General features: G+C 69.3%; 28 protein-coding genes. 20 read left to right on the top strand and 8 right to left on the bottom strand.

Annotation, left to right across the window (positions count from 1 at the left end; translation table 11 throughout):
* Positions 1 to 26 precede the first annotated feature (26 nt).
* The 4 genes from ACFWN2_RS20430 to ACFWN2_RS20415 are packed head-to-tail and all read left to right on the top strand — an operon-like array spanning position 27 to position 3,121.
* Entirely contained in the window at positions 27 to 437 is a 411-nt protein-coding gene (locus ACFWN2_RS20430) for a 6-pyruvoyl tetrahydropterin synthase family protein (protein ID WP_382429664.1), read from the top strand.
* Complete coding sequence (locus ACFWN2_RS20425) at positions 391 to 1,386, top strand: glycosyltransferase family 4 protein (RefSeq protein WP_382429396.1); 996 nt, start codon at positions 391 to 393, stop codon at positions 1,384 to 1,386. The genes ACFWN2_RS20430 and ACFWN2_RS20425 overlap by 47 nt, the downstream gene beginning before the upstream one ends.
* Positions 1,383 to 2,162: a class I SAM-dependent methyltransferase gene (locus tag ACFWN2_RS20420; RefSeq protein WP_382429394.1), complete on the top strand. Its 780-nt coding sequence runs from the start codon at positions 1,383 to 1,385 to the stop codon at positions 2,160 to 2,162. Before ACFWN2_RS20425 ends, ACFWN2_RS20420 begins: the two co-directional genes overlap by 4 nt.
* Entirely contained in the window at positions 2,162 to 3,121 is a 960-nt protein-coding gene (locus ACFWN2_RS20415; RefSeq protein WP_382429392.1) for a YbhN family protein, read from the top strand. The genes ACFWN2_RS20420 and ACFWN2_RS20415 overlap by 1 nt, the downstream gene beginning before the upstream one ends.
* Here the strand turns inward: ACFWN2_RS20415 and ACFWN2_RS20410 are convergent.
* Together ACFWN2_RS20410 and ACFWN2_RS20405 are read right to left on the bottom strand one after the other, a co-directional pair.
* On the bottom strand, positions 3,038 to 3,730 hold the full coding sequence (locus tag ACFWN2_RS20410; RefSeq protein ID WP_382429390.1) for a creatininase family protein: 693 nt from the start codon (positions 3,728 to 3,730) through the stop codon (positions 3,038 to 3,040). The two genes, ACFWN2_RS20415 and ACFWN2_RS20410, sit on opposite strands and share 84 nt — an antisense overlap.
* On the bottom strand, positions 3,717 to 4,694 hold the full coding sequence (locus tag ACFWN2_RS20405) for a zinc-binding alcohol dehydrogenase (RefSeq protein WP_382429388.1): 978 nt from the start codon (positions 4,692 to 4,694) through the stop codon (positions 3,717 to 3,719). The genes ACFWN2_RS20410 and ACFWN2_RS20405 overlap by 14 nt, the downstream gene beginning before the upstream one ends.
* 41 nt (positions 4,695 to 4,735) lie before the next feature.
* Between ACFWN2_RS20405 and ACFWN2_RS20400 the strand changes: the two genes are divergently transcribed.
* Positions 4,736 to 5,470, top strand: coding sequence for a CDP-alcohol phosphatidyltransferase family protein (locus ACFWN2_RS20400; RefSeq protein ID WP_382429386.1), 735 nt, complete (start codon positions 4,736 to 4,738; stop codon positions 5,468 to 5,470).
* A complete protein-coding gene (locus ACFWN2_RS20395) occupies positions 5,463 to 5,864 on the top strand; it encodes a DoxX family protein (protein ID WP_382429384.1) in 402 nt (133 codons plus the stop codon). Before ACFWN2_RS20400 ends, ACFWN2_RS20395 begins: the two co-directional genes overlap by 8 nt.
* Here the strand turns inward: ACFWN2_RS20395 and ACFWN2_RS20390 are convergent.
* Complete coding sequence (locus ACFWN2_RS20390) at positions 5,845 to 6,507, bottom strand: RibD family protein (RefSeq protein ID WP_382429382.1); 663 nt, start codon at positions 6,505 to 6,507, stop codon at positions 5,845 to 5,847. The genes ACFWN2_RS20395 and ACFWN2_RS20390 overlap by 20 nt on opposite strands.
* A gap of 78 nt (positions 6,508 to 6,585) precedes the next feature.
* Between ACFWN2_RS20390 and ACFWN2_RS20385 the strand changes: the two genes are divergently transcribed.
* The gene (locus tag ACFWN2_RS20385; RefSeq protein ID WP_382429381.1) at positions 6,586 to 8,166 is read left to right on the top strand and encodes a sulfatase-like hydrolase/transferase; all 1,581 of its coding nucleotides are present in this window, start codon (positions 6,586 to 6,588) and stop codon (positions 8,164 to 8,166) included.
* 31 nt (positions 8,167 to 8,197) lie between these two features.
* Here the strand turns inward: ACFWN2_RS20385 and ACFWN2_RS20380 are convergent, their stop codons facing one another.
* Positions 8,198 to 8,716 (bottom strand): DinB family protein, encoded by a 519-nt coding sequence (locus ACFWN2_RS20380; protein ID WP_382429379.1) that lies wholly within the window; start codon positions 8,714 to 8,716, stop codon positions 8,198 to 8,200.
* A gap of 182 nt (positions 8,717 to 8,898) precedes the next feature.
* A complete protein-coding gene (locus tag ACFWN2_RS20375; protein ID WP_382429378.1) occupies positions 8,899 to 9,087 on the bottom strand; it encodes a hypothetical protein in 189 nt (62 codons plus the stop codon).
* A 65-nt stretch (positions 9,088 to 9,152) separates the two neighbouring features.
* Here ACFWN2_RS20375 and ACFWN2_RS20370 point away from each other — a divergent pair, with 65 nt between their 5' ends.
* The 5 genes from ACFWN2_RS20370 (at position 9,153) to ACFWN2_RS20350 (ending at position 13,770) form a co-directional block, all read left to right on the top strand.
* Positions 9,153 to 9,851 carry a hypothetical protein gene (locus tag ACFWN2_RS20370; RefSeq protein WP_382429376.1) on the top strand — a complete coding sequence of 233 codons (699 nt, stop codon included), beginning with the start codon at positions 9,153 to 9,155 and terminating at the stop codon, positions 9,849 to 9,851.
* Positions 9,852 to 9,935: 84 nt separating this feature from the next.
* Positions 9,936 to 10,424: a phosphatase PAP2 family protein gene (locus tag ACFWN2_RS20365; protein ID WP_382429374.1), complete on the top strand. Its 489-nt coding sequence runs from the start codon at positions 9,936 to 9,938 to the stop codon at positions 10,422 to 10,424.
* 8 nt (positions 10,425 to 10,432) lie between these two features.
* Positions 10,433 to 11,812: a sensor histidine kinase gene (locus tag ACFWN2_RS20360; RefSeq protein WP_382429372.1), complete on the top strand. Its 1,380-nt coding sequence runs from the start codon at positions 10,433 to 10,435 to the stop codon at positions 11,810 to 11,812.
* Complete coding sequence (locus tag ACFWN2_RS20355) at positions 11,809 to 12,465, top strand: response regulator (protein ID WP_382429662.1); 657 nt, start codon at positions 11,809 to 11,811, stop codon at positions 12,463 to 12,465. The genes ACFWN2_RS20360 and ACFWN2_RS20355 overlap by 4 nt, the downstream gene beginning before the upstream one ends.
* Positions 12,466 to 12,576: 111 nt before the next feature.
* Positions 12,577 to 13,770 carry an FAD-dependent monooxygenase gene (locus tag ACFWN2_RS20350; protein WP_382429370.1) on the top strand — a complete coding sequence of 398 codons (1,194 nt, stop codon included), beginning with the start codon at positions 12,577 to 12,579 and terminating at the stop codon, positions 13,768 to 13,770.
* A gap of 3 nt (positions 13,771 to 13,773) precedes the next feature.
* Here the strand turns inward: ACFWN2_RS20350 and ACFWN2_RS20345 are convergent, their stop codons facing one another.
* Together ACFWN2_RS20345 and ACFWN2_RS20340 are read right to left on the bottom strand one after the other, a co-directional pair.
* Positions 13,774 to 15,354, bottom strand: a complete 1,581-nt coding sequence (locus ACFWN2_RS20345) for a cation acetate symporter (protein WP_382429368.1) — start codon at positions 15,352 to 15,354, stop codon at positions 13,774 to 13,776.
* Positions 15,355 to 15,357: 3 nt separating this feature from the next.
* Positions 15,358 to 15,774, bottom strand: a complete 417-nt coding sequence (locus ACFWN2_RS20340) for a DUF485 domain-containing protein (protein WP_382429366.1) — start codon at positions 15,772 to 15,774, stop codon at positions 15,358 to 15,360.
* Positions 15,775 to 16,075: 301 nt separating this feature from the next.
* On the opposite strand from ACFWN2_RS20340, the gene ACFWN2_RS20335 reads away from it, so the two are divergent.
* From ACFWN2_RS20335 to ACFWN2_RS20305, 7 genes are read left to right on the top strand one after another with little or no spacing between them, the layout of a single operon-like run.
* Positions 16,076 to 17,518 carry an OFA family MFS transporter gene (locus tag ACFWN2_RS20335; protein ID WP_382429364.1) on the top strand — a complete coding sequence of 481 codons (1,443 nt, stop codon included), beginning with the start codon at positions 16,076 to 16,078 and terminating at the stop codon, positions 17,516 to 17,518.
* On the top strand, positions 17,515 to 17,640 hold the full coding sequence (locus tag ACFWN2_RS20330; RefSeq protein WP_382429362.1) for a hypothetical protein: 126 nt from the start codon (positions 17,515 to 17,517) through the stop codon (positions 17,638 to 17,640). Before ACFWN2_RS20335 ends, ACFWN2_RS20330 begins: the two co-directional genes overlap by 4 nt.
* The gene (locus ACFWN2_RS20325) at positions 17,640 to 19,718 is read left to right on the top strand and encodes a nitrate- and nitrite sensing domain-containing protein (RefSeq protein ID WP_382429360.1); all 2,079 of its coding nucleotides are present in this window, start codon (positions 17,640 to 17,642) and stop codon (positions 19,716 to 19,718) included. Before ACFWN2_RS20330 ends, ACFWN2_RS20325 begins: the two co-directional genes overlap by 1 nt.
* Positions 19,715 to 20,113, top strand: coding sequence for a roadblock/LC7 domain-containing protein (locus ACFWN2_RS20320; protein WP_382429358.1), 399 nt, complete (start codon positions 19,715 to 19,717; stop codon positions 20,111 to 20,113). Before ACFWN2_RS20325 ends, ACFWN2_RS20320 begins: the two co-directional genes overlap by 4 nt.
* Complete coding sequence (locus ACFWN2_RS20315) at positions 20,110 to 20,637, top strand: DUF742 domain-containing protein (RefSeq protein WP_245786438.1); 528 nt, start codon at positions 20,110 to 20,112, stop codon at positions 20,635 to 20,637. Before ACFWN2_RS20320 ends, ACFWN2_RS20315 begins: the two co-directional genes overlap by 4 nt.
* Before the next feature lie 40 nt (positions 20,638 to 20,677).
* Positions 20,678 to 21,268 carry a nitroreductase family protein gene (locus tag ACFWN2_RS20310; RefSeq protein WP_382429356.1) on the top strand — a complete coding sequence of 197 codons (591 nt, stop codon included), beginning with the start codon at positions 20,678 to 20,680 and terminating at the stop codon, positions 21,266 to 21,268.
* Positions 21,259 to 24,174 (top strand): BTAD domain-containing putative transcriptional regulator, encoded by a 2,916-nt coding sequence (locus tag ACFWN2_RS20305; protein WP_382429354.1) that lies wholly within the window; start codon positions 21,259 to 21,261, stop codon positions 24,172 to 24,174. Before ACFWN2_RS20310 ends, ACFWN2_RS20305 begins: the two co-directional genes overlap by 10 nt.
* Here the strand turns inward: ACFWN2_RS20305 and ACFWN2_RS20300 are convergent.
* Positions 24,143 to 24,292 carry a hypothetical protein gene (locus ACFWN2_RS20300; RefSeq protein ID WP_382429352.1) on the bottom strand — a complete coding sequence of 50 codons (150 nt, stop codon included), beginning with the start codon at positions 24,290 to 24,292 and terminating at the stop codon, positions 24,143 to 24,145. The genes ACFWN2_RS20305 and ACFWN2_RS20300 overlap by 32 nt on opposite strands.
* Before the next feature lie 428 nt (positions 24,293 to 24,720).
* Between ACFWN2_RS20300 and ACFWN2_RS20295 the strand changes: the two genes are divergently transcribed.
* Positions 24,721 to 25,281 (top strand): Uma2 family endonuclease, encoded by a 561-nt coding sequence (locus tag ACFWN2_RS20295; RefSeq protein WP_382429350.1) that lies wholly within the window; start codon positions 24,721 to 24,723, stop codon positions 25,279 to 25,281.
* Positions 25,282 to 25,288 lie beyond the last annotated feature (7 nt).

Below are 25,288 nucleotides of genomic sequence, written 5' to 3'. Positions count from 1 at the left end.
AACCCGACCGCACAGCGGAGGTCATCCTGTTCAGCATCACCGTCCGCGATCACGTGATGATCGCCCACAGTTTCCGCGGCGAGGTCTTCGGTCCAGCACAACGTCTGCATGGAGCAACGTTCCTGGTGGACGCTTCGTTCAAACGTGCCGAGCTCGATTCGGACAACATCGTCGTCGACATCGGACTCGCGACCCAGGAGCTGAACAAGGTCCTGGCCGCCTTCAACTACCGCAACCTGGACGAAGAACCGCAGTTCGCGGGCATCAACACGTCCACGGAGTGGCTCGCGAAGCACATCGCCGACCAGCTCGCGGACAAGATCTCCGAGGGCGCTCTGGGTGAGGGCGCTCACGGGATCGATGCGATCGCCGTCACACTCCACGAGTCCCATGTGGCGTGGGCGAGCTACGAACGTGCACTTCGTCCTTCCGGCTGACGTCGAGGACCCGGGCAGTCCCAGCGGCGGCAACGTCTACGACCTGCGCGTGAGCGCGGGCCTGAACCGTCTGACCGTCGCTGGTGACTGGCCGCGCCCGCGCGACACCACAGCGTTGGAGCAAACGCTTGCGGCCGTTCCGGACGGCGAGGTCGTCCTGCTCGACGGCCTGGTGAGCTGCGGTCTGCCCGAGGTCGTCGTTCCCCACGCACGACGGCTGAGGCTCGCCGTCCTCGTGCACCTCCCGCTGGCCGACGAGACCGGGCTCGATCCCGCGACGGCCGCGTTCCTGAACGAGAAAGAAGGCCAGGTCCTGCGGGCCGCGAGCGCAGTCGTCGCGACCAGCCCGACGGCCGCGCACGACATGAGGTCCAGGCACGGGCTCGACCACGTCCACGTCGTCGTCCCCGGCACGGATCCGGCGCCGCTCGCGCACGGCACGGACGGCGTGCACCACCTGCTCTGCGTCGCGTCCATCACACCCCGCAAAGGTCACGACCTGCTGGTCAGGGCGTTGCGGCGGATCGAACGCGACTGGCGGCTGACGTGCGTGGGTCCGCACCGGCCGTTCCTGCGCGAACTGCCGCAAGACGACCGCGTCAGCTTCCCCGGGCCGCTGGCCGGCGAGGCTCTGACCAGCGCGTACGCCAGCGCCGACCTCTTCGTGCTGGCCTCCCGCGCCGAGACCTACGGCATGGTCGTCACCGAGGCCCTCGCGCACGGTCTGCCGGTCATCGCGAGCGCTGTCCCTGACGCTCTGGGAGACGGCGGCCTGCTCATTCCCGCCGGGGACGAAAATGCATTGGAAGCTGCGCTAACACGCTGGTTCCAAGATCAAGATTTCCGCGCCGGACTGCGCCGCAAAGCGCTCGCCCGACGGGCCGTTCTGTCCACTTGGGACGAATCCACAGAGGACCTGCGGAGGGTGCTGGCTACGCTCCGGCCATGACCTTCTCCCCGGAATGGCTGGCACTGCGGGAAAACGCCGACGCACGGGCGCGCTCGACGGAGCTCGTGGACGTCCTTCGAAAAACTCTGGTGAACCGAAACCCCCTGACGATCCGTGACCTCGGTTGTGGAACGGGATCGATGGGACGGTGGCTCGCCGGGAGGCTCGGCGGCGTGCAGCACTGGGTGCTGCACGACCGCGACCCCCGGCTGCTCGGGCTGGCGGAGGCCGGCATGAGCGCGTTGGAGAACGTCACCGCCGAGACGCGCGAGGGCGACCTCACGTCCCTGAAAGCCGCTGACCTCGCGGGTGCTGACCTGGTCACTTGCTCCGCGCTGCTCGACTTGCTCACTACTGACGAGATGAACGCTCTGGCGGTTGCATGCGTAGAAGCACATGTGCCCGCTCTGTTCACGCTCTCGGTGGCAGGCCGGATCGACATCGATCCGGCCGAGCCGCTCGACGCCGCCTTCCAGGACGCGTTCAACGCTCACCAGCGCCGCGTCGTGGACGGGCGCCGTCTGCTCGGACCGGACGCTCCGGCCGCTGCCGAAGAGGCATTCGTGGCGGCGGGCGCTTCGGTTCGGACGGCGCAGAGCCCCTGGCGCATGAGTGCCGACGCTCTTCAGCGGGAATGGCTGAAGGGCTGGGTCGGTGCCGCGGTGGAGCAGGAACCCGCACTCGCCGCTGAGGCGCCCGAGTACCTGCGTCGCAGGTCAGAGGCCTCCGCGGTCGTCCACCACGTCGACCTGCTGGCACTACCGGGAGCTGTGTGATGAAGAAGTTCTGGCCGTGGCTCCGCCTGGTGCTGGCGCTGGGGATCCTCGTGGCGCTGGGCGTTCGCCTGGGCACCGGGGCGTTCCTCGACGGACTGCGCGCGATCGACGCGTTCTCCGTCGCCGCCGCACTGGCGATCGGGCTCGTGACGACGGTGCTCAGCGCGGGTCGCTGGGTGCTCGTCGCGCGCCGCCTCGGCCTGCCGCTGACCCTGAAGACCGCGGTCAGCGACTACTACCGCGCCCAGCTCGTCAACGCCGTGCTGCCCGCGGGCGTGCTCGGCGACGTGCACCGCGCGGTCAACCACGGCCGCGAGTCGGGCGACGTCGGACGGGGCGTGCGCGCCGTGTTCTTCGAGCGCACCGCGGGCCAGGTCGTGCTCATCGGGATCGGGCTCGCAGTGCTGCTCACGCACCCCGCGCCCGGCCTCGACCTCGCGCCGAACGGCACCACGGTCGCGCTCGTCCTCGCCGGTCTGGCCGCACTGGTGGCCGTCGGCTGGCACATCAGGCCGGTGCGCAGGGCGCTGGTCAACACGCTCGCGGACGGCATCAGGCTGCTGTCGTTCAGGACCTGGCCCGCGGTCATCGGACTGTCGGCCGCCACGGTCGCCGGGTACGTCGCGATGTTCCTGGTGGCCGCCCGCGCCGCCGGGTCGGACGCCACGATCACCCAGCTCGCGCCGGTCGTCGTGCTGGCGCTGCTGATCATGGCGATCCCGGTCAACATCGGCGGGTTCGGCCCGCGCGAGGCGTTCCTCGCGGTGGCGTTCGGCGCCGCCGGTCTGGGCGCCGCGCAGGGCTTCACCACGGGCATCGTCTACGGCGTGCTGGCGCTCATCGCCGCTCTGCCCGGCGCGGTCGTGCTCTTCCTGTCACGCCGGAAGACCGAACAGGTCGAGGTAGTGGCGGAACGAGTCGACCAGGCCCGTGAGCAGGAGTTCGCCCTTGCGCGCTGACGCGAGGGACGGACGCCCGATGACGCCGGATTCCGTGTACGGCGCCAGACCCAGGGTGAGCATGTGCCGCCGGTCCTCCGCCAGGTGGTCAGAGGTGTCGTAGCCGGGACGGATCAGATCGGGGTGCGCGTGCAGCAGGATCGAGGTCTCCAGCTCGCCGGCGTGCATGTCGCTGTACGCCGAGGTCTCGATGCCGGCCTTCTCCCGCGCGAACGCCCAGTCGTCGCGTCCGGGGAACAGCGCCAGTCCCTCGCCCTCCTGCACGACGTTCGACAGCACGTAGTTGCCGCCGTGGCCGTTGACCAGCACGACGTGCGTGACACCGTTGCGCCGCAAGGACTCCGCGATGTCCTCGACGACTGAGACCAACGTGCGCGCGGAGATGCTGACCGTGCCGGGCCAGTCGGCGTGCTCCTGCGAGCACGAGAACTGGATCGGCGGCAGCAGCCGCACCTCGGGGTACCGGGCCGCGATCGCCGACGCGACGGTCCACGCGATCACCGAGTCCGTCGCCAGCGGCAGGTGCGGGCCGTGCTGCTCGGTGCTGCCGACCGGGAGCACGGCCACGCTCTTGCCGCGGACGTCGACCGTGGTGTCACTCGGGAACATGCGCCTGACCGTAGTCAACGCGGTGGCACAGCGCAGGAATCGACCCGTCGGCCAGCCGCGGCATCACGTCCGGCAGGTCCTCGAACGCGCTGTGGCCCGTGATCAGCGCGTCGAACCTGTCGTCGGCCAGCAGGTCCAGCGCGACGGCCATGCGTTCGGCGTAGGTGCGGTCCGGGCGGCCGACCGCGCCGACCTGGCTGCTGCGGATCGTGAGCCGCCGCGAGTGGAAGAACTCGCCGAGCGGAACCGCGATTTTCTTGTCGCCGTACCAGCTGAGCTCGATGACGCGGCCCTCCGGCGCGAGCAGGTTCAGCGCGGTGGTGAGGCCGGGTTCGGTCGCACTGGCGTGGAAGACCAGGTCGCAGCCGTCGAGGGCGTTGCCGGGCAACGCGAACCCGACGCCGAGCTTCCTGGCGATCTCCTCCCGTGCCGGATCCGCGTCCACGAGCTCGACGCGGGCGCCGGGGAACGTCGCCAGCACCGCCGCGATGCTCGACCCGACCATGCCACCGCCGACCACCGCGATCCGGTCACCGACCAGCGGACGCGCGTCCCACACGGCGTTGACCGCGGTCTCCACGGTGCCCGCCAGCACCGCCCGCTCGGCCGGAACCGCCTCCGGCACGAGCGTGACCGCGGTTTCCGGTACCACGTAACGAGTCTGATGTGGATAGAGGCAGAACACCGTGCGCCCGCTCAGGTCGCCGTTGCGCACGACGCCCACGTTGAGGTAGCCGTACTTCACCGGCCACGGGAAGTCGCCCTCCTGGAACGGCGCCCTCATCGCCGCGTGCTGATTCTCCGGGACACCACCGCGCAAGACCAGGGTCTCCGTGCCCCGGCTCACGCCGGAGAACAGCGTGCGCACCTCGACCTCACCCGGACCGGGTTCGGCCAGCGCGACCTGCCGGACTTCCCCTTTTCCGGATTCGTTGAGCCAAAAGGCACTCGCCGTACGTGTCACTCACAACACCTCCGCCGCACGAAGTTCGTTAGGGGCACCTGATGATCACACTTCAGCACACCAGGACCGCGCCCGTCCTGCGGGAGCCTGCCATCTGGGCGGGCTTCCAGGTCGTCGCGCTGGCCGTCGTCGGTGCCACAGCCGGTCTCGGCCCGATGGGCTGGGCCGCCGGTCTCGCCTACGGCTTCGCCACGTGGGCGTTCCTCGGCTACGGCATGCAACGGCACCGCATCGCGGCGTTAGGTCCCGCCGACCGCGTCACGCTCGCTCGCGGCCTGATGGTCGGCGCCGTGACCGCGCTGGTGGCGGACCGCGCCGGCCAGGACGTCCCGGTCGCGCTGGTCGTGACGCTGGCGGCCGTCGCGTTGTCACTCGACTGGGTGGACGGCCAGGTCGCCCGCCGCACGGGCACCTCGACCGCGTTGGGCGCGCGGTTCGACATGGAGGTCGACGCGTTCCTGATCCTCGTGCTCAGCGCGTACGTGGCCGTGCACATGGGCCCGTGGGTGCTCGCGATCGGCCTCATGCGGTACGTGTTCGTCGCCGCGTCCTGGCGCTTCCGCTGGATGAACGCGCCGCTGCCCGGCAGCTACGCCCGCAAGGTCGTGGCCGCGGTGCAGGGGATCTTCCTCGTCGTGGCCGCGTCGGGCCTGCTGCCGTTCGCCGAGGTGCTCGTTGGTCTCGCGCTGGCATCGTTGGTGTGGTCGTTCGGTCGCGATGTGCTCTGGCTGTGGAACAACGCGGCCGTTCCGGTGGGAGAATCCCGCCATGTCTGAGCAGACCTCAACCGCGGCGAAGGTCGGCAACGTCGTCGTCTGGATCCTGCAGATCGCGCTCGCCGTGCAGTTCTTCATGAACGGCTACGCGCTGTTCACCGACCAGTTCGTCGCGAAGTTCGACGACATCGGCTTCGGCCAGTGGTTCCGGTACTTCACCGGCGTGCTGGAGATCGCGACCGCGGTCGGCCTGCTCATCCCGCGCATCTGCGGCCTCGCCGCGCTCGCGCTGGCGGGCATCATGTCCGGCGCCGCGCTGACGGAGCTGTTCCTCGTGACCAACGGCGGCTTCAAGGGCGCGTGGATGCCGTTGATGTTCGTGGTGTGGGCGCTGGTGATCGCGGTCTACCGCCGCGAGCAGATCTTCGGGGCGCTCAAGCTCGTTCGGAAGTGACTTTCGGGAAGTAGCGCAGCACCGCGACGTCCCCGACTCTCGTGACGTCCTCCAGGTGGAAACGGCGTGCCGGTCCACCGGGGAATTCGGCGGGATTCACGAAACGCGGTGCCGTCGCCTGTCCGATCAGCATCGGTGCCACCGCCACCCGGATCTCGTCGGCCAGTCCGGCCCCGAGGAACGCCGTGTGAATGCTCGTGCCGCCTTCGACCATGAGCTTTCTCACGCCACGTGCGCCGAGATCGTCGAGAATCTCCGGGAATTCGCTGAAGGTCTTCGTTTCGGCGAGGTGTCCGACCGTTGTTCCCGCGCTGCGCGTGTAGACCAGCCGGTCGCCGCCGCAGTGGAAGAACCGCAGATCAGGGTCCAGATCGCCACTCCTGGTGACGGTGACGCGCAACGGGAACTCCGGTTTGCCGTCGGCTTTCCTCTGCGCTCGCCGTTCTTCGCTGTAGACGAGCAGTCGCGCGTTGTCACGGCGCAGCGTCTCGGCCCCGGCCAGAATCGCGTCCGACTCCGCGCGCATCCGATCGACGTGGTCGAAGTCCTCGGCGTTGGAAAGCGGAAACCTCTCGGTGCCGCGGTCGTCGATGTGGCCGTCGAGGCTGACGGCCACGCTCAGCAGAACGTGCGGGCGGGTCACGAGGCCGATCGTAGAGGAGTTGAACCGGTCGCGTGCCGCGCCGCGTTTACCTCATGGGGTTCGGGAAAGGGGTGCTCGGTGAAGACGGTGCTGCGGCGGACGATGACGGTCCTGGCGGGGCTGTTCGTGTTGTTCGTGCTCATCGCACCGAGCGACCTGGAGAAGTTCTCGTTCGAGTCGTTCCTGCGGGTGCCGCTCGAAGGTCTCATCGGCGTGATGGTGCTGGTGCTGCTGCCGGACCGGTTCCGCAAACCGGCCGCGATCGCCGGCGGTGTCGCGCTCGGCCTGTTCACGGTCGTGAAGATCATGGACATCGGCTTCGACATGGTGCTGTACCGGCCGTTCGACCTCGTGCTGGACTGGCCGCTGCTGGTGCCCGCGATCGACTTCGTGGACGTGACGTTCGGCCGTTTCGCCTCGGTGCTGGCCGTCGGACTCGCCGTGGCGCTGGTCGTCGGCATCGTGTGGCTGGCCGCGCTTTCCGTGCTGCGCCTGGGTTCTGTCGCCGCCGGACGACGCCCGATCGCGATCCGCGCGGTGGCGCTGCTGGCCGTGGCGTGCGTTTCACTTGCGGTGCCGGGGGTTCCGGTCTACTCCGACGCCGCCGCGACCTCACTGGTCGACCACGCGCGGCGCGTCCAGGCCGGGCTGAACGACCGCGAGGTGTTCGCGGCGGAGGCGGCTGTCGACGCGTTCCGCGGGCACCCCGGACTGCTGTCCTCGTTGGAGGGCAAGGACGTCGTCTTCACGTTCGTGGAGAGCTACGGCAAGTCCGCGCTCGACATGCCGGACGTGGCCGCGAAACTGGCCCAGGGCGACGACCGACTGAAGGCCGCCGGGTACACGGCCCGTTCCGCCTACCTGACCTCGCCGACCGCAGGCGGTGGCAGCTGGATGGCGCAGGCGACGTTGCTGTCCGGGCTGTGGATCGACAACCAGCAGCGCTACCGCAACCTCGTGGCCTCCGACCGGCTGACGCTGCCGCGCGCGTTCCGCGAGTCGTCGTGGCGTTCGGTCGGCGTCGTCCCGGGCATCACGCAGGCGTGGCCGGAGGGTGACTTCTTCCACTACGACGAGATCTACGCCGCCCAGGACCTCGGCTACCAGGGTCCGCGCTTCGGGTACGCGACGACGCCGGACCAGTTCACCTTGGAGTCTTTCCAACGCAACGAGCGCGCGAAGCAGCACGGCCCGGTGATGGCGGCGATCCCGATGGTGTCCTCGCACGCGCCGTGGTCGCCGACCCCGGACTTCGTGGACTGGGAGAAGCTGGGCGACGGCTCGATCTACGCGACCATGCCCGCCTCGAACGACCCGCCGGAGTCCATCTTCGGCCGCGACCCCGGTGCCGTCCGCGCCGACTACGCGCACTCCATCTCGTACTCGCTGGAGTCCGTCATCTCGTACCTGGAGCGCTACGGCGACGAGAACCTCGTGATGGTGTTCCTCGGCGACCACCAGCCGGCGCAGATGGTGACCGGCGAGGGGGCCTCCCGGGACGTGCCGATCACCATCGTTGCCAAGGACCCGGCCGTGATGAAGCAGGTCGAGTCGTGGAAGTGGGATGACGGGATCAAGCCGGGAGGGTCGGCCCCGGTGTCGCGGATGAGCGACTTCCGGGACCAGTTCCTCTCGACCTTCAGCCCGCCGAAGGCCTAGCGGGGCGTAGGCCGCCAGGCCCGCCGTGGGCTCAGCCCATCGTCTTCTGGCCGTCGATCGTCTCGCGGATGATGTCCGCGTGGCCCGCGTGCTGCGAGGTCTCCGCGACGATGTGCGCGAACACGCGCCGCGCCGACCACGTCTTGCCCTCGGGGAACCACGGCGCCGACGGCAGCGCGTGCGACAGGTCCATGTCGACCGTCGTGATCAGCTCGTCGGTGTGCGCCGCGACCTCCTTGTAGCGGGTGAGGAGCTTCTCCAGCGTCTCGCCCTCGGCCATGCGGAAGTTCGCCTCGTGGCTGTCGTAGGCCTCGGAGCCGGGGTCGGCCTCCATGGCGGAGGTGCCCTCCTCGATGAACTTGATCCAGTTCGCCTCGACGGACGTCACGTGCTTGATCAGGCCGCCGACGCTCAGAGCGCTGGCGGTCGGGGTCGACGCCGCCTGCTCGTCGCTCAGACCCTGCGCGGTGAACATCAGGAACCAGCGGTGCTGCTGCAGGGCCTCGAGGAGGTCCGCGCGCTCGCCGGTGAGGGTCTCGGTGGTGGTCATCGCTCTTGTCCTTCGCTCGTTTGTCCCGACACGAAGGACTGTATGACCACTTGCGGTCAGCTTGTGTCCTAGAGGAACGGCCGCTCCAGCGAAACTCCACCGGCGTTCGAGCGATCGCGTGCTGACCTGGGGTCACTGTGCGTGAATCATCCTGAAGTGACGCCCTTGAGTGCCGCTAGGGCTCAGCGGTCGAGGTATCCGTCGTCCGGACGGTCTACGCGGCCGCCGCCCTCCTCGGTCTCCTCGATGTGCATCGCGGTCTCTTCGGGGGCGGTGACGTGCTCACCGTCGAGGTCCAGCGCGACCGCGTCCGGCTCCTGGTCGACGGGCTCGCCGCCGCCCTCGGGCGTCGTGAACTGGTGTTCGCTCATGTCCTCGTGATTGCCGCACAGCCGAAAGCACAAACTTCACCATCGGGTGCTGCCAGACTCGTCGCGTGCTGCGAGCCCTGACCCTGCTGCTGGTGCTGACCGCGTGCTCGCCGGCGCCCCCGGACCCGGCGGAGTTGCTGAAGGAGTGGCGGCAGACCCTCCAGTCGCAGGTGTCGGTGCGCTTCGACGTCACGATCGAGCCGCGCAGGCGGACCTTCGCGGGGGTCCTGCACGTGGTCAACGGCGGTGCCACGGCCCAGCGGGACGTCACCGCGCACATCGAGAGCGATCACCGCACGGTCGACTACCGGTCGGTGCGGGTGGGCGACGAGAGCTACCTGCAGCACAGCGGCCTCACCCTGCCGCCGGGCAGGACCTTCTCCGGCATGGGGCTCAACGACGCGCCCTGGGTCGGCCCGTACACGCGGGACCTGTCGCTGGACGAGCGCTACTACCACCCCGGCAACCTCCTGAGCGACGTCGACCGCACCACCCTCCGCCTCACCGAGCACGACGGGAACAGGTACGTGTTCACGGCCGGGGGTGTGCCGCACTCTGGCGGCTTCACGAACGGTGAGGTACGGGTCGTGGTCGAGACGGACGACGAGAACCGGGTCGTGCGCGTCGAGCAGACCACGCCGTCCACCGACGGGCGGCAACAACGCCTCGTCGCCGTCTACAGCCAGTGGGGCACAGCACCGGACGTCCTGCTGCCACCACGACAGACCGTCGCGGAACCGACGGAGGTGAAGGCGGGACCATGATCGGCGTGACCCTGCCGAAAGTTAGGGTCAGCCGGTTCCGATGGGTAGGGGCGCCGGCGCCGCGATCTTCGTAGTTTCGGCTGGGTGACCTGGCTGACTGTGGGCACCGACGCGGTGCTCGGTGTGTTCGCGTTGATGTTCTTGTTGTTGTGGTTCCAGTACAAGCTCCGCGCGTTCCTCGCGGGAGCTGGCGTCGTCGTCGCCTATGCGGTCAGCGAGGTCGTCAAGCTGGTCGTGCAGGAGGAACGGCCGTGCCGCACGGCGCCGTCGATCGCGGAGTGCCCGGCGCCCGGCGACTGGTCGTTCCCCAGCAACCACTCCACGATCGCGGGCGCGTCGGCGATGGCGATCTGGTTGCTGCACCGCACCTACGGCTGGATCGCCGCGGTGTGCGCGATCGCGGCGGCGGCCTCACGTGTCGTCGTGGGTGTCCACTATGTACACGACGTGATGGCGGGGCTGGCGCTCGGAGCGCTGGTGTCGTGGGGGATCGCGTTGCTGCTGAAGAAGAAGATGCCGGTGAAGCGCGAGGAGATGGACGCACCGACCGTGGTGATGCAGCGACTGCGATGATGGGTGCCGTGTGGGAGGTCCTGCTCTACCTGGTCCTGTTCGTCGTGGCGTTCGCGGTCGTGCGCACCCGGCCCGCGGTCGCGCTGGGGACCGGGCTCGGGGCGTGGATCGTCTGCTACCTCGTCACCGTCGAGTTCGACGCCAGGGTGGTGGCGCTCGCTCCCGCCCTGGCACTGCTCAGCTTCCTCGCGGGCCGGCACGCCGCCGACCCGAGGCCGACCGCGATCGCGCTGACCGTCGCCGAGATCGCCGGTGTCGTCGTCGCGCTGACCGAGCGCGGCGGGTCGGACACCGCGCTCGCCGTCACCTCCGGCGTCGGTGTGCTCGGTGTGGTGCCCTGGGCGTTCGGGCGGTTCCGCCGCCGGTTCGCGGAACTGCGCGAGGTCGGCTGGGAGCACGCGGCTCTGCTGGAGCGCAGCGTCGACAACGCCCGCAACGCCGAACGCGCGCGGCTCGCCGGCGAGATGCACGACCTCGTGGGCCACGAGCTCGCACGGGCCGCACTCCTCGTCGGCGCCCTCGAACTGGAGCCGACCCTCACCGCCCAGCAACGCGACGCGGCCAAGACCGCGCGTGCCAGCGTCACGGCCGCCGCGGAACGACTGGCCGACGTCATGCAGGTGCTGCGCGCCGACGAGGACGAACCCGTCGCGACGATCGAGGAGGTCGTCGCCAGGAGCGGACTCGACGTCGAGCTCACCAACAACCGCAGGACCGCGATCGACGGGATCATCGCGCGGACCGTGCACCGGGTCGTCGCCGAAGCGCTGACGAACGTGATCAAGCACGCCCCCGGCGCGAAGGTCACCGTCTCGCTCACCGCGAACCTCGAACTGCGGGTCACGAACGGCCCGGCGCCGCGGACCCAGGCGGTCGGCAGCGGCAAGGGCCTGGTGGGCCTGTCCGAACGTGTCGCGCTCGTCGGCGGCTGGTTCGAGGCGGCGCCGAGCGACGACGGCGGGTTCGAGGTCAGGGCGAAGCTCCCCGAACGTCCGCGTGCCAGGACGACCCCGACGCACGTCCGCCGCGAGCGCACGGAGGAGGAGATCCGCAAGAGCGCCCGCCGGACCGTGCTCATCACCTCGGTCGTGTGCGCGGGAATCGCGATCGGCGTGCCGGGCTACATGGTGTTCGACGCGGTGACGTCCGTGCTGACCCCGCAGCAGTTCGAACGGGCGGAAACCGGGCAACACGAGGACTCCCTCGACTTGCCGCTGCGCACCCGCGTCGACAACCCGCTCGGCGTCACCGCGCCGCCCGGCACCGAGTGCCGCTACTACAGCACGCACCCCAACCCGTTCGACGGCGACCGCCACGACCTGCACCAGCTGTGCTTCCGGGATGATCGGCTCGTGTCCAAGCAGTGGCTCGCCAGGAGGAGCGGTTGATCAGGGTCGTGCTCGCGGACGACGAACCGGTGGTCAGGTTCGGCGTGAAGGCCGTGCTCGCGACCGCGGGGGACGTCGAGGTGGTCGCGGAGGCGTGCAACGGCAGCGAGGCGATCGACCTGGTCGCCCGGCACCGGCCCGACGTGGCCGTGCTCGACATCCGCATGCCCGTGTTCGACGGCCTGGACGCCGCCAAGGTGATCCGCGAGTGCCATCCGGGCACGAAGACGCTGGTGCTGACGACGTTCGCGGACGACTCGTACATCAGCCGCGCGCTGGGGGAGGGCGCTGCCGGGTTCGTGCTGAAGACCGGTGACCCGCAGGAGATCATCTCCGGCGTTCGGGCGGTGGCGGGCGGCGGCGCGTTCCTGTCCCCGCTGGTGGCCAAGCGGGTCGTCGACCGGCTCTCCCGCGCCCACCCTAGACCGCTTGCGACGCAACGGATCGAGGTCCTGACCGCGCGCGAACGCGAGGTGCTCGGCCTGGTCGGCGCCGGGCTGTCCAACGCCGAGATCGCGGCACGCCTGCACGTCGTCGAGGGCACCGTGAAGGTGTACGTCAGCACGATCTTCCGGCAGCTGGGCGTGAAGAACCGCGTGCAGGCCGCGATCATCGCCCACGAGTCGGGGATCATCCCGGACCGGCCCGCCTGACTTGTCCGAAGTGGGGCGATTGAACCCGTTGCCGCACAAGAGGAATCACCCGCGAGGTGGCGCGGATCACCGTACACTCCGGACCGTTGTCGACGGGCGAAGGGGGCCGCGGTGAGCGGTGTCAGGGTGTTGGTGACGGGGGCGAGCGTCGCGGGACCCGCGCTGGCCCACTGGTTGCACAGGCGGGGCGCCGAGGTGACCGTGGTGGAACGCGCACCGGGCCTGCGCCCCGGCGGGCAGGCGGTGGACGCGCGCGGGGTGACGAAGGAAGTCATCACGCGGATGGGACTGGACGCGACCGTGCGCGCGGCCTGCACCGACACCGCCGGCGCGCACAACGTGGACGCGGACGGGACCGTGCTGGAGACCTTCAGCGCCGAGGACGACGGCGGCGACGGGTACATCGCGGACATCGAGATCCTGCGCGGAGACCTGTCCCGGTTGCTCCACGACGACACCCGTGACGGTGCCGAGTACGTGTTCGGCGACCGGATCGCCGGGATCGCCCAGGACGCGGACGGCGTCGACGTGACCTTCGCGAGCGGTGGCAGCAGGCGCTTCGACCTGGTCATCGGTGCCGACGGACTGCACTCCTCGTTGCGCGCGACGGTGTTCGGGCCGCGCGAACGCTACCTGCGCCACCTCGGGCTCGTGCTGGCGTTCTTCACCGTGCCCAACGAGTTCGGGATCGACCGCTGGATGCTCGACCACAAGGACGGCGCTACCGGCCGCTCGGCAGGCCTTCGGCCCCTCAGGGACGCCACGAAGGCGATGGCGATGTTCTCGTTCCCCGCCAACGGCTTCGACGTCGACCACCGCGACGTCGAGGCCCAGAAGCGCCTGCTCCGCGAGCACGCCGCGGGCCTCGGCTGGCTCGCCCCGCAGATCCTCGCCCACGTGGACGACGCCCCGGACTTCTACCTCGACCAGGTCGCCCAGGTCGTGATGGACCGCTGGTCGGACGGCAGGATCGGGCTGATCGGTGACGCGGCGTTCAGCCCGTCGCCGATGTCCGGTCAGGGCACCGGACTGGCCCTGGTCGGCGCCTACGTCCTCGCGGGAGAGCTCGCCGCGGCCGGGTGGGACCCCGCGAAGGGGTTCGCGGGCTACGAGGCGCGCATGCGCCCGATGGTCGAGGCCAGCCAGGAGATCGGCCGGATGCACGTGGCGAGCCTCGCCGTTCCCGACCCGGACGCAGAGCCTGGTCCGGAGCCCGACATGGACGCGTTCATGGCACTGGTCGACCGCGCGCTCAACGGTGACGGCCTGCCGGACTACGACGGGCTGCCGGACTCCAGGGCCTGAGGATCAGGTCCGGGCACCGATCCCCGAGATCGCCCGGACCTCCATCTCCGCCGCCTTGCCGTCCATCTCCGGCTCGCGCTTGGAGAAGATCGTGGCCAGGAACCCGCACAGGAACGAGAACGGGATCGACACGAGCCCGGGGTTGCCGAGCGGGAACCACGCGAAGTCGACGTCCGGGAAGATCGACGTCTTCGCGCCCGACATCACCGGCGAGAAGATGATCAGCACCAGGCACGAGCCCAGGCCGCCGTAGATGCTCCACAGCGTGCCGATCGTGTTGAAGCGCCGCCAGAAGATCGTGTAGAGGATCGTCGACAGGTTCGCCGAGGCGGCCAGCGCCAGCGCCAGCGACACGAGGAACGCGACGTTCTGCCCGTTCGCCGCGATGCCGCCGAGGATCGACAGGAAGCCGACGACCACGGCGGTCAGGCGCGCGACCTTGATCTCCTTGCGCGGCTCCACGTTGCCGCGCTTGATCACGTTCGCGTAGACGTCGTGGGCGAACGAGGCGGAGGCCGCCAGGGTCAGGCCCGCGACGACCGCGAGGATCGTGGCGAACGCGACGGCGGACACGATGCCGAGCAGCACCGCGCCCCCGATCTCGAACGCGAGCAGCGGCGCCGCGGAGTTCTCACCACCCGGTGAGGCGGCGATCTTGTCGGTGCCCACCAGCGCCATCGCGCCGAAGCCGATCACCAGCGTGCACAGGTAGAAGATGACCATCGTCCACGTCGCCCACACCACCGAGCGACGGGCCTCGGAGGCGTTCGGCACGGTGTAGAAGCGCATCAGCACGTGCGGCAGCGACGCGATGCCGAGCACCAGCGACAGCGCCAGCGAGACGAAGTCCAGTTTGGACATCGCGCTGAACCCGTACTTCGCACCGGGGTCGAGCACGGCGTCGCCGAGCCTGTTGTTGTCGGTGGCCTGGTCCATGATCGCCGACAGGCTGAAGCCGAACTTGCCCAGCAGGAAGACGCTCATCATCGTCACGCAGAGCAGCAGCAGGACGGCCTTGATGATCTGCACCCAGGTGGTGCCCTTCATGCCGCCGAGCAGCACGTAGAGCACCATGACCATGCCGACCAGCGCGATCAGGATCGCCTGGCCCCACTTCGAGGTCACGTTGAGCAGCAACGCGATCAGGCCGCCTGCGCCCGCCATCTGCGCGATCATGTAGAAGAACGAGATCACCAGCGTCGCGTTCGCCGCGGCCGCGCGGACCGGGCGCTGCCGCATCCGGAACGCCAGCACGTCGCCGACGGTGAAGCGGCCGGTGTTGCGCAGGCCCTCCGCGATCAGCAGCAGGCCGACGAGCCACGCGACGACCCAGCCGACCGAGTACAGGAAGCCGTCGTAGCCGTGCGCCGCGATGCCGCCGGAGATGCCGAGGAACGACGCGGCGGACAGGAAGTCACCGGACAGCGCCACGCCGTTCTGCGCGCCGGTGAACGAGCTGCCCGCGGCGTAGTAGTCCGACGCCGTGACGTTGCGACTGCTGAACCGGTAGACGATGTAAAGGGTGATCAGGACGAACACCGCGAAGACGCTGAGGTTCAGCACCGGGTTGCCGGTGGTGGGCATGCCTTACTCCTCGACGCCTGTCATCTCGGCGAGCAATTTCCGCTGCGGGTCCAGCCGTCGCTTTGCGTAACGGGCATAACCGAGCGTGATGATGATCGAAGTCACAAACTGTCCGAGGCCCAGCAGGATCCCGAGGTTGATCACGCCGATCACCTTGGTGCTGACGAAGTCTTTCGCGTACGCGGACAGCAGCACGAACGTCAGGTAGGACGCCAGGAAAAGCGCGGTCATCGGGAAGATGAACGTCGTGAGACGGCGTCGCAGGACGCGGAATTCGTCGGTCTGCTGAATCCGCGCGAAGTTCGGGTTGCCGTCGGAATCGACGTACGACAAAGTCTCGGGGTCGTCGAACGACGCGAAACCCCGGATTTCCCGGTACTCGTGCTGCGCTTCGCCAGGCGACCTCATCGCCTTGGTCATGTGGCCCTGCCCCTCGGTGTGCGGCGCCTACTGTAGCGCTCTCACGTGTGCAGTCAACGTCACGAAGTGCCGAGAACCGTGTCAAACCGGACCAATGGTGAACGTGGACTCGGACAGGAACCGGACAGGATGCCGGTCCTTTTCATTCGTCTCAAATGGTTGGACCCGAGGTTTGTAGCAGGACGATGCGGGAAGTTGCGAGACGTGCAACACCTGAAGCCTTCGTCAAGACCGTTGTCGCACGTGTGCACCTGGCCTAGGATCCGGTCGGTCCACGTTATTGGTGACGGTTGGGGATAAAGTGGGGTTCTTAGCGCGCGAACGCCAAGTCGCGCCTCCCGGATGGAACCGCTGGCTCGTTCCGCCGGCGGCTCTGGCGATTCATCTCTCCATTGGTCAGGCGTACGCCTGGAGCGTCTTCAAGACGCCCCTGGAGAAATCGCTTGGCATCACGGGAACTCAGTCCGCACTCCCGTTCCAGCTCGGCATCGTGATGCTCGGGCTCTCCGCGGCCGTCCTCGGCACGACGGTGGAGCGCAGGGGTCCGCGCTGGGCGATGCTGATGTCCACGATCGCCTTCTGCTCCGGCCTGCTGATCTCGGCGCTCGGCGTGTGGGCCGGCCAGTACTGGGTCGTCGTGCTCGGCTACGGCCTGGTCGGCGGCATCGGTCTCGGCATCGGCTACATCTCGCCGGTCTCGACGCTGATCAAGTGGTTCCCCGACCGGCCGGGCATGGCGACCGGCATCGCGATCATGGGCTTCGGCGGCGGTGCGCTGATCGCGTCACCGTGGTCGACCTCGATGCTGTCGGCGTTCGGCTCCACGACGTCGGGCATCGGCCAGGCCTTCCTCGTGCACGGCATCGCCTACGCCGTCTTCATGAGCCTCGGCGTGCTGCTGATCCGCCTGCCCTCCCCGGAGTTCACGGCGGAGAAGGAAGCGCTGCTCAAGGACAGGCCCAAGGCCACCGTCACCCACAACGTCTCCGCCAACAACGCGATCAAGACGCCGCAGTTCTGGCTGCTCTGGGTCGTGCTGTGCTTCAACGTCACCGCGGGCATCGGCATCCTGGAGAAGGCCGCCCCGATGCTGGTCGACTTCTTCAAGGAGTCGTCGACGCCGGTCGCCGCGACCGCCGCCACCGGTTTCGTGGCCCTGCTGTCCGCCGCGAACATGGCGGGCCGCTTCATCTGGTCGTCCACTTCGGACATCGTGGGCCGCAAGAACATCTACCGCCTCTACCTCGGCGTCGGCGCGCTGCTCTACCTGGTGCTGCTGACCGTCGGCTCGACCAGCACCCCGCTGTTCGTGATCGCGGCGATGGTGATCCTGTCGTTCTACGGCGCGGGCTTCGCGACCGTCCCGGCGTACCTGCGCGACCTGTTCGGCACCTACCAGGTCGGCGCGATCCACGGCCGCCTGCTCACCGCGTGGTCGGTGGCGGGCGTGCTCGGGCCGCTGATCGTCAACGCCATCGCGGACGCGGGCAAGAAGGCGGGACACGTCGGTCCTGACTTGTACGCCACGTCGTTCTACATCATGATCTCGCTGCTGGTCGTTGGTTTCGTCGCGAACGAGTTGATCCGCCCGGTCGACCCGAAGTTCCACGAGCCCAAGACCGGCGAGACCGCGAAGCCCTCACCCGAGAGCGACGACGCGGTCGCCAAGTGGAACGAAGCAGAAGCTGCGGACGCCGCCGAGTCGGCCGAGAAGCAGGACGCGGAAGGCGCGGTGAAGAAGTGAGCTCACCCCAGGAGACCCGGTCGAGCACGTTGTTGCTGATCGGAGCGTGGCTGTGGGTGGGCCTGCCGCTCGCCTACGGCCTGTACCGCCTTTTCCTGAACGCGGCCAAGCTCTTCGTCTGATGTTCAACGCGCTCGTCAACTGGCGCAACTGGCGCCTGCCGGTGAAGCTCGCCGCGGTGTTGATCGTTCCGGTCATCATCGCGACGGGCGTCGGCGTGTTGCAGATCATGTCGTACATCGACCGGGCCGACTCCTACGCGGAGTTCCAGCGGCTGGTGAAGGTCCGCGCCTCCCTGGTCCCCGTGATCGAGGGGGTGCAGGGGGAACGGCGGGCCATCGCCCAGGGGTCGGGAGCCGAGTCGCTCACCGACCGGTCGCGCCGCACCGAACGAGCCCTGGAGGGGCTGCGCGGCCAGCTCGGCCAGACCGAGTTCAGCGACGTCATGACGGCCAGGGTGGCCGACGTGACCGCCAAGCTCGGCGGTCTGCCGCGCCTGCGCGAGCAGGCGGGCGACGTGCCGGCCGCGCTCACCGGCTACACCGCCGTCACCGAGTCGATGCTCGCCGTTGACGAGGTCCTCGCGGGCGAGTTCGGCGACATGGCGCTCTCCCGCACCGCGATGGGCATGCACCACGCCCTGCACGTGCAGGAGGAGGTGATGAGCCAGCAGTCGATCGTGCTGTCCGGGCTCGGCCGCGGCCAGCTCACCAGCGCCGAGGTGCGCGCGCTGCTGGAGTCGAACGTCAAGCTCGGCTACATCGCCGACCAGTTCGCCGCGCTCGCGACGCCCGAGCAGATGACCACCTACTGGACGTCGAAGTTCAACGGGCCGGACATCGAGGCGCACCGCAAGATGCTCGCCGCCGCGATGCTGCACCCGACCTCCGACGGTCCCAACGCCGGGAACAGGCCGAACCCGCTGCCGATCTCGGCCGCGGACTGGAGCACGGCCTCCGGTGCGGTCGGCGCGTCGATGGACAGCGTCGTGAAGGGCATGCAGGACGACCTGCTCGGCACCGCGAACCGGCTGCGCGACGAGACCAGCGACCAGGCCGGCACGGCGGCCGTGATCCTGTTCGCCACCCTGATCCTGGCCGCCACCATCGGCTTCGGCGTCGGCCGCTACCTGCTGCGCTCGCTGAACACCCTGCGCAGGTCCGCGCTCGACGTGGCCTGGAACAAGCTCCCCGAGATGGTCGCCACCGGCCGCGGCAGCACGAAGATCGAGCCCGTGCCCGTGGACACCACCGAGGAGCTCGGCCAGGTGGCGCGCGCGTTCGACGAGGTGCACCAGCAGGCCGTGAAGTCGGTCATCGAACAGGCCACGATGCGCGCGAACATGCGCAACATCTTCGTGAACCTCTCGCGCCGCAGCCAGAGCCTCGTCGAACGCCAGCTCAAGCTGATGGAGGAGCTGGAGAAGTACGAGGAGGACCCTGACCAGCTCGCGAACCTCTTCAAGCTCGACCACCTCGCCACCCGCATGCGCCGCAACAACGAGAACCTGATGGTGCTCTCCGGCGGCGACGTGGCCAGGCGGTTCCACAAGCCGATCCCGCTCACCGACGTGCTGCGCGCGGCGGCCGCGGAGATCGAGCAGTACCAACGGGTCATGGTGCACACGGCGCCCAACGCCGAGGTCGTCGGGTACGTGGCGAGCGACCTGGTCCGCCTGCTCGCCGAGCTCCTCGACAACGCGACGGCGTTCTCGCCGCCGCACACCCAGGTCGCGATCAGCGCGTCGATCGAGGCCGGCGGCATCGTCCAGATCGACGTCGTCGACAACGGCATCGGCATCGACCCCGAGGCGCTCACCGCGGTGAACGAACGTCTCCAGGCGGCCGGGGAGGGCGTCGACGTCCAGGTCTTCCGAGAAATGGGCCTCTTCGTCGTCGGAAGGCTCGCCGCGAGCCACCAGATCGTGGTACGTCTGGACGCGAAGCAAGGCAAGGGGACTCGCGCGATCGTGTTGGTTCCGGCCGAACTGGCACCACAGCGCGGAGAGTCCTGGGAGTCTTTCCGAGGGGAGGCGATCGAACGGCAGCAGACCTCGTGGTTCCAGCAGACGACGCCCGCCGCCGCACCGCCGCCTCCCCCCGCACCCGCGCGCCAGACGCCGGAATCGGCCCGAGGGTTCCTCGACGCCTTCCAGCGAGGTGTGCAGCGCGGCCTTCCCGAAAACCAGGAGAGTCGATGAGCACGCAGGTGGACCAGTTCGGCTGGCTGGTCACCAACTTCGCCGAACGCACGCCCGGTCTCGAACACGCCGTGGTGATCTCCGCGGACGGCCTGGTGTTGATCTCGACGTCGAAGCTGCCGGCCCACGTCGCACCCCAGTTCGCGGCGATCGTCGCCGGCGTCGTGTCGCTCGCCGACTCGGCGTCGCAGTGCTTCGCCGGTGAGTCGGTCGTCCGCACGGTCGTGCAGATGGACAAGGGCGTCATGCTGCTGTCCTCGATCAGCGACGGATCGGTCCTCGCGGTGCTCGCGTCGTCGAACGCCGACGTCGCGCAGGTCGCCTACGAGATGACGGTGGTCGTGCGGCAGGTGGGCCAGCTGCTCACGCCGGAACTTCGGGCTGAGCTCGCATGAGCGGAGAACCGGACGATCAGGTCAACTTCGGTGACCTGATGAGCGGGTTCAGCTTCGACAGCGAGCGGATCCGCAAGCGCGGCAAGAAGAAGGCCCAGCGCGCACCGGAACCCCCGCCGGAGCCGGACCCGTACGCGACCCTCCCGTTCGACGAGATCCCGCCGCTGCCCTCGGTGGAGTCGGGGTACGACTCGTCGTCGATCGTGCGCGCCTACGCGTGGACCGGCGGCCGCACCACCTCCGACGTGCACCTGGAGATCGAGACCCTGGTGTCGGTGAACGAGTTCTCGGCCACGGCCGTGCGCCCGGAACACCAGGACGTGCTGGCCCTGTGCGCGCAACCGCGTTCGGTGGCGGAGATCGCCGCCCTGCGCGGGCTGCCGCTGGGCGTCACCAAGGTGCTGCTCGGCGACATGGCCGGGCACGGCCTGATCGACGTGCACCGCACGGCGTCGTCCTACGGCGGCGACAGGCCGGACGGGATGCTGCTCGAACGCGTGCTGGCGGGTCTGCGCCGACTCTGATCTCTGCGCTACGGTCGAGTCGAGACGACTGGGGGTAGCCGTGGAGTTCCAGGACGTGGTCCGTCGCAGGCGGATGGTGCGCAAGTTCACCGACGAGCCGGTCAGCGAGGAGAGCATCCAGCGGATCATGCGCAACGCCGTGCGCGGTCCGTCGGCGGGGTTCTCGCAGGGCCAGGGGTTCCTCGTGCTGCAGGGCGAGCAGCTGCAGCGGCTGCGCGAGATGTTCGAGTGGTGGGCCGGGGAGGACCCGAAGACGGCGCCCGTCGTCGTCATCCCGTTCTCCGCCAAGTCCGTCTACCTCGAGCGCTACTCCCAGCCGGACAAGGCCTGGACCTCGCTCGGCGACGAGGACGGCTGGCCGGTGCCGTACTGGGACATCGACACCGGCATGGCCGCGTTGCTGATCTTGCAGACCGCCGTCGACGAGGGCCTGGGTGCCGTCTTCTTCGGCACGGACAAGGAGACCTGGCCGGAGCTTCGTGCGGCCTTCGGCGTGCCGGACGCGTACGTGCCGATCGGCATGATCGCGATCGGGCACCCGGCGGAGGAGGGCATCTCCGAGGGTGCCTCGCCGCTGCGGCGCAAGCGCAAGGCGTTCGACGAGGTCGTGCACTGGGGCCAGTGGACGTGAGGTCGTTCGGCCTGCTCGGGCCGCTGGAGGTGGTGCTCGACGGGCGCCGGGTCCACGTCCCGCCGGGCAAGCGGCGCGTGGTGCTCGCCGCGCTCCTGCTGCGGCCGGGGCAGGTCGTCGGGGTCGACGAACTCGTCGAGCTGGCGGGCGGTTCGCGCAACGCCCTGCAGACCGCGGTCGGCCGCCTGCGCGAGGTGCTGCCGTCGCTGGTGCTGACCAGGCCTGGCGGTTACCTGCTGGACGTGCGGCCCGACGAGGTCGACGTCCACCGGTTCGACCGGCTCGAACCCCGTGCGGCGCTGGCGTTGTGGCGCGGGCGCCCGTTCGCCGACATCGGCAGCGACGTCCTCGAACGCGACCACCTGCCGGCGTTGACCGAGAAGTACCTGACGACCCTCGAAGCGCGGATCGAGGCCGACCTAGCCGCCGGCGGGCACGAGCGGCTGGTGCCCGAACTGCGATCCCTCACCGGGCAACACCCCACCAGGGAACGGATGTGGGCGCAGCTGATCGTGGCGCTGCACCGCTGCGACCGGCAGACCGAGGCGTTGCGGGCGTACGACGACATCCGCGGCAGGCTCGCCGAGGAGCTCGGCCTCGACCCCGGCAGGGACCTGCAGCAGGCCCACCGGCAGGTGCTCACCGCCGACAACAGACCCCGCGCCCGCAACGACCTGCCGGGCGACATCGCCGACTTCGCGGGCCGAGCCTCGGACCTGGACGAGATCCTCGCCGCCGTGCCGTCCGGGTGCGTCGCGATCACCGCGATCGACGGCATGGCCGGCATCGGCAAGACCACGCTCGCGGTCCGCGCCGCGCACCGGCTGGCGTCGCGCTTCCCCGACGCACAACTGTTCGTGGACCTGCACTCCTACACGGCGGGCGTCGAGCCGCGCACCCCGTCCGACGCGCTGCTGGCGTTGCTGACCGCGTTGGGCGTGCCCGCGCAGGGCATCCCGGACGGCCTGGACGCCCGTGCGGCCCGGTGGCGCGCGGAAATGGCGCACCGCAAGGCACTCGTGGTGCTCGACAACGCGGGCAGCGCCGCCCAGGTCCGTCCGCTGCTGCCCGGCACCGGCCTGGTGCTCGTCACCAGCAGGCGCCGGCTCGTGGACCTCGACGCGGCCAGCACGATCTCGCTGGACGTGCTGTCCGAAGAGGACTCACTGGACCTGCTGACGAGCATCACCCGCAGGCACGGCGAGGACTGCCGGGAGGTCGTGCGGCTCTGCGGGTACCTCCCGCTGGCCGTGCGGATCGTCGGCGCCCGCTGGCGCACGAGGCCGGCGTGGTCCGCGAAGGACCTGGTCCGCCGCCTCACCGAGCAGCGGCTCACGGAGCTGACCGCCGGCGAACGCAGCGTCGCGGGCGCGTTCTCGTTGTCCTACCGGCAACTCACGGCCGACCAGCAGCGGTTGTTCCGCCGCTTGGGCCTGCACACGGGGGAGGACTGGGACACCTACCTCGCGGCGGCGGTGATCGGCACGACCCGCGCGGAGGCCGAACGGCTGCTCGACGACCTGCTGGACGCGCACCTGGTGCAGCAGAAGGAGAACGGCCGCTACCGCTTCCACGACCTGCTGGCCGACCACGCGAAGGCGTTGGTGGAGCAGGGGGAGAGGGCCGAGGCGATCACCCGGATCCTCGACCTCTACCTGCGCGGCGCGGAGAACTCCGCCCGCAAGATCGCCCCCGGTCGCCCGAAGTTCCACTCCGCCGTCACCCGCGAACCGGTCGACCCGCCGGTGTTCACCACCCCGGTCGAGGCCCTCGTGTGGCAGGAGGTGGAACGCCGCAACCTCAGGGCCGCCGTGTACCTGGCCGCGTACGAGGGGCACTACGGGCACGCCTGGCAGTTGCCGAGCAACTTCGCGCACTACCTGTGGCTGCACGGATCGGGCAGGGAGCGCGTCGAGGTGCAGAGCGTCGCGCTCGCGGCCGCACACGCGCTCGGTGACCTGAAGGCGCGAGCGGAAGCGTTGCGCGGCCTGGGTTCGGCGTACATGGACGACGGCAACCCGAAGGCGGAGGAACACCTGCGCGAAGCGGTCGTGCTCATGCGGCAGATCGGTGATGTGCGCGGTGAGGCTTCAGCGCTGGGACTGCTCGGCATGATCGCGCGCGAACGGCGCGACTACGACACGTCGATGGAGCTGTTCCAACGCGGTCTCGTGCTCATGCGCGAGGCCGACGCGCCCACCGGAATCGCCAACGCGTTGCACAACATCGGCATCAACCACGCGGAGCGGGGGGAGAACGAGCAGGCCCTCGCGCACATGTGGGAAGCGGCCGCACTGGTGGAGGCACGCGGCGACGTCCGCGAGTTCGGGGTGACGCTGAACAACATCGCCCACGCGCACTTCGACGCCTACCAGGACGAGGAATGCCTGGACTGCATGGAACGCTCGCTCGCCGCCTTCCGGGAGTGCGGTGACCGGCGGGGCGAGGCGCTCGCGCTGTCCGACTTCGCCCGCTGGCGCTACGAGATGGGCCACCTCGCCGCCGCGGGCGCGCTGGCGCGCGACGTCGCGAGGCTGTGCCGGGAGTACACGAACCTGCCCGACGACGAAGCCGTGCTGGCGTCGATGAGGGAGGTCCGCGACCACGTCGGGCAGATGACGCTGCTGATGTCGTTGTCGCTCGACGCCCTGACGAGCGGCCGCCCCGCCGAGTCGATCCGCTACCTGAGCCGGTTCCAGGACCTGGAGAAGGTGCGCCGCTGGTGGAGCGACGAACGCGTGCTCCAGCAGTTCGCCGCCGCGCACCTGGAGCACGGCGACCGGGAGACGGCGATCCGGTACGCCGAGCAGGCGCTGGAGGCCGCGGAGCGCGGCCACCAGCCCCGCACCCTCGCCTTCGTCCGGGCGACCCTGGCTAGAGCGAAAGCCCCAGCACCACCACGGTGATCACGGCCGCCGCCAGCACGGCGAAGGCCACCCACTGCCCGATCCTGTCCGACGTCCTGCGCATCCCCTGGCTCCCCTCGGTGGTGATGCCACCGAGGGTGTGCGAGCCCGTCCCCACGTCGTCCCCACCGCGATCACACGGATTCACCGGAATTCGAGCGGCGGCCGCGAGGATGTGTTTTGATCACCGCAGTGTGAGGTACTCGTGAGCTATTGCTCCAACGGAGTGCTTGGCTCGCTCGTAAGATTCCGTTAGGGTCGCATTCGCGAGCAATTGGCGAGGCGGTGTGCGTTACCGAAAATCGCCCGAAAATTGATCAAAAATTAGCCACTTGTTCGATTGAAACCATCTCGCTGCTCCGTCCGGGTGGTGCCGTCCACGGCAGGACCAGTCACCGCTCACCCTGCGGGACGGTGTTGACGGAGACGTGTGCGTGCAGTGGTGTGGGGTCGGCCAAAAGGGGCTTGCGAGTCGTGCGAATCGGACCAGTCTTGTCTAATGGCATCGCCGGGATCCGTCCGGCGGACGGTGGCCTCGACCAGGGGGTGGAACGCACCATGGATGGTGTCCCGACGTTTCCCCACGGCAGACCGCTGACGTGGGCGGATCTGGAGGCGATGCCTGATGATGGGCACCGTTTCGAACTCGTCGACGGGGTGCTGGTCATGAGCCCCTCACCCCGCCCCGTCCACCAGCGGGTCGTCGCCCGCCTGCTGGTGGCGCTGACCGCTGCCTGCCCTCCGGAGCTCGAGGTCCTCCCGGCTCCGGTGGACGTCGTGCTCGCCGACGACACGGTCTTCATCCCCGACCTGGTGGTGGGCCGGCGCGAGCAGTTCTCGAAACAGGCGCTCATCGGGCCGCCGGTGCTGGCGGTCGAGGTCCTGTCGCCGCGCACGCGACACGTGGACCTCGAACTCAAGCGGGCGAAGTTCCAGGAAGTCGGCTGCGAGAACTACTGGATGATCGATTACGACGCGCCGTGGTTGCGTTGTCTGCACCTCGAAAACGGCGTGTACGTCGAACAGGCCCGTTCCGACGGCGAGGAAATCATCGAGCTGCAATTCCCGTTCGCGGTGAAGCTGAGCGCCCAGTCGCTGGTGCGCTGAGTGTCGC

It is taken from the genome of Lentzea sp. NPDC058436, assembly GCF_042721515.1.
In the GTDB taxonomy this organism is placed as follows: Bacteria; Actinomycetota; Actinomycetes; order Mycobacteriales; family Pseudonocardiaceae; genus Lentzea.
This window is presented reverse-complemented; position numbering and strand designations above follow the sequence as displayed.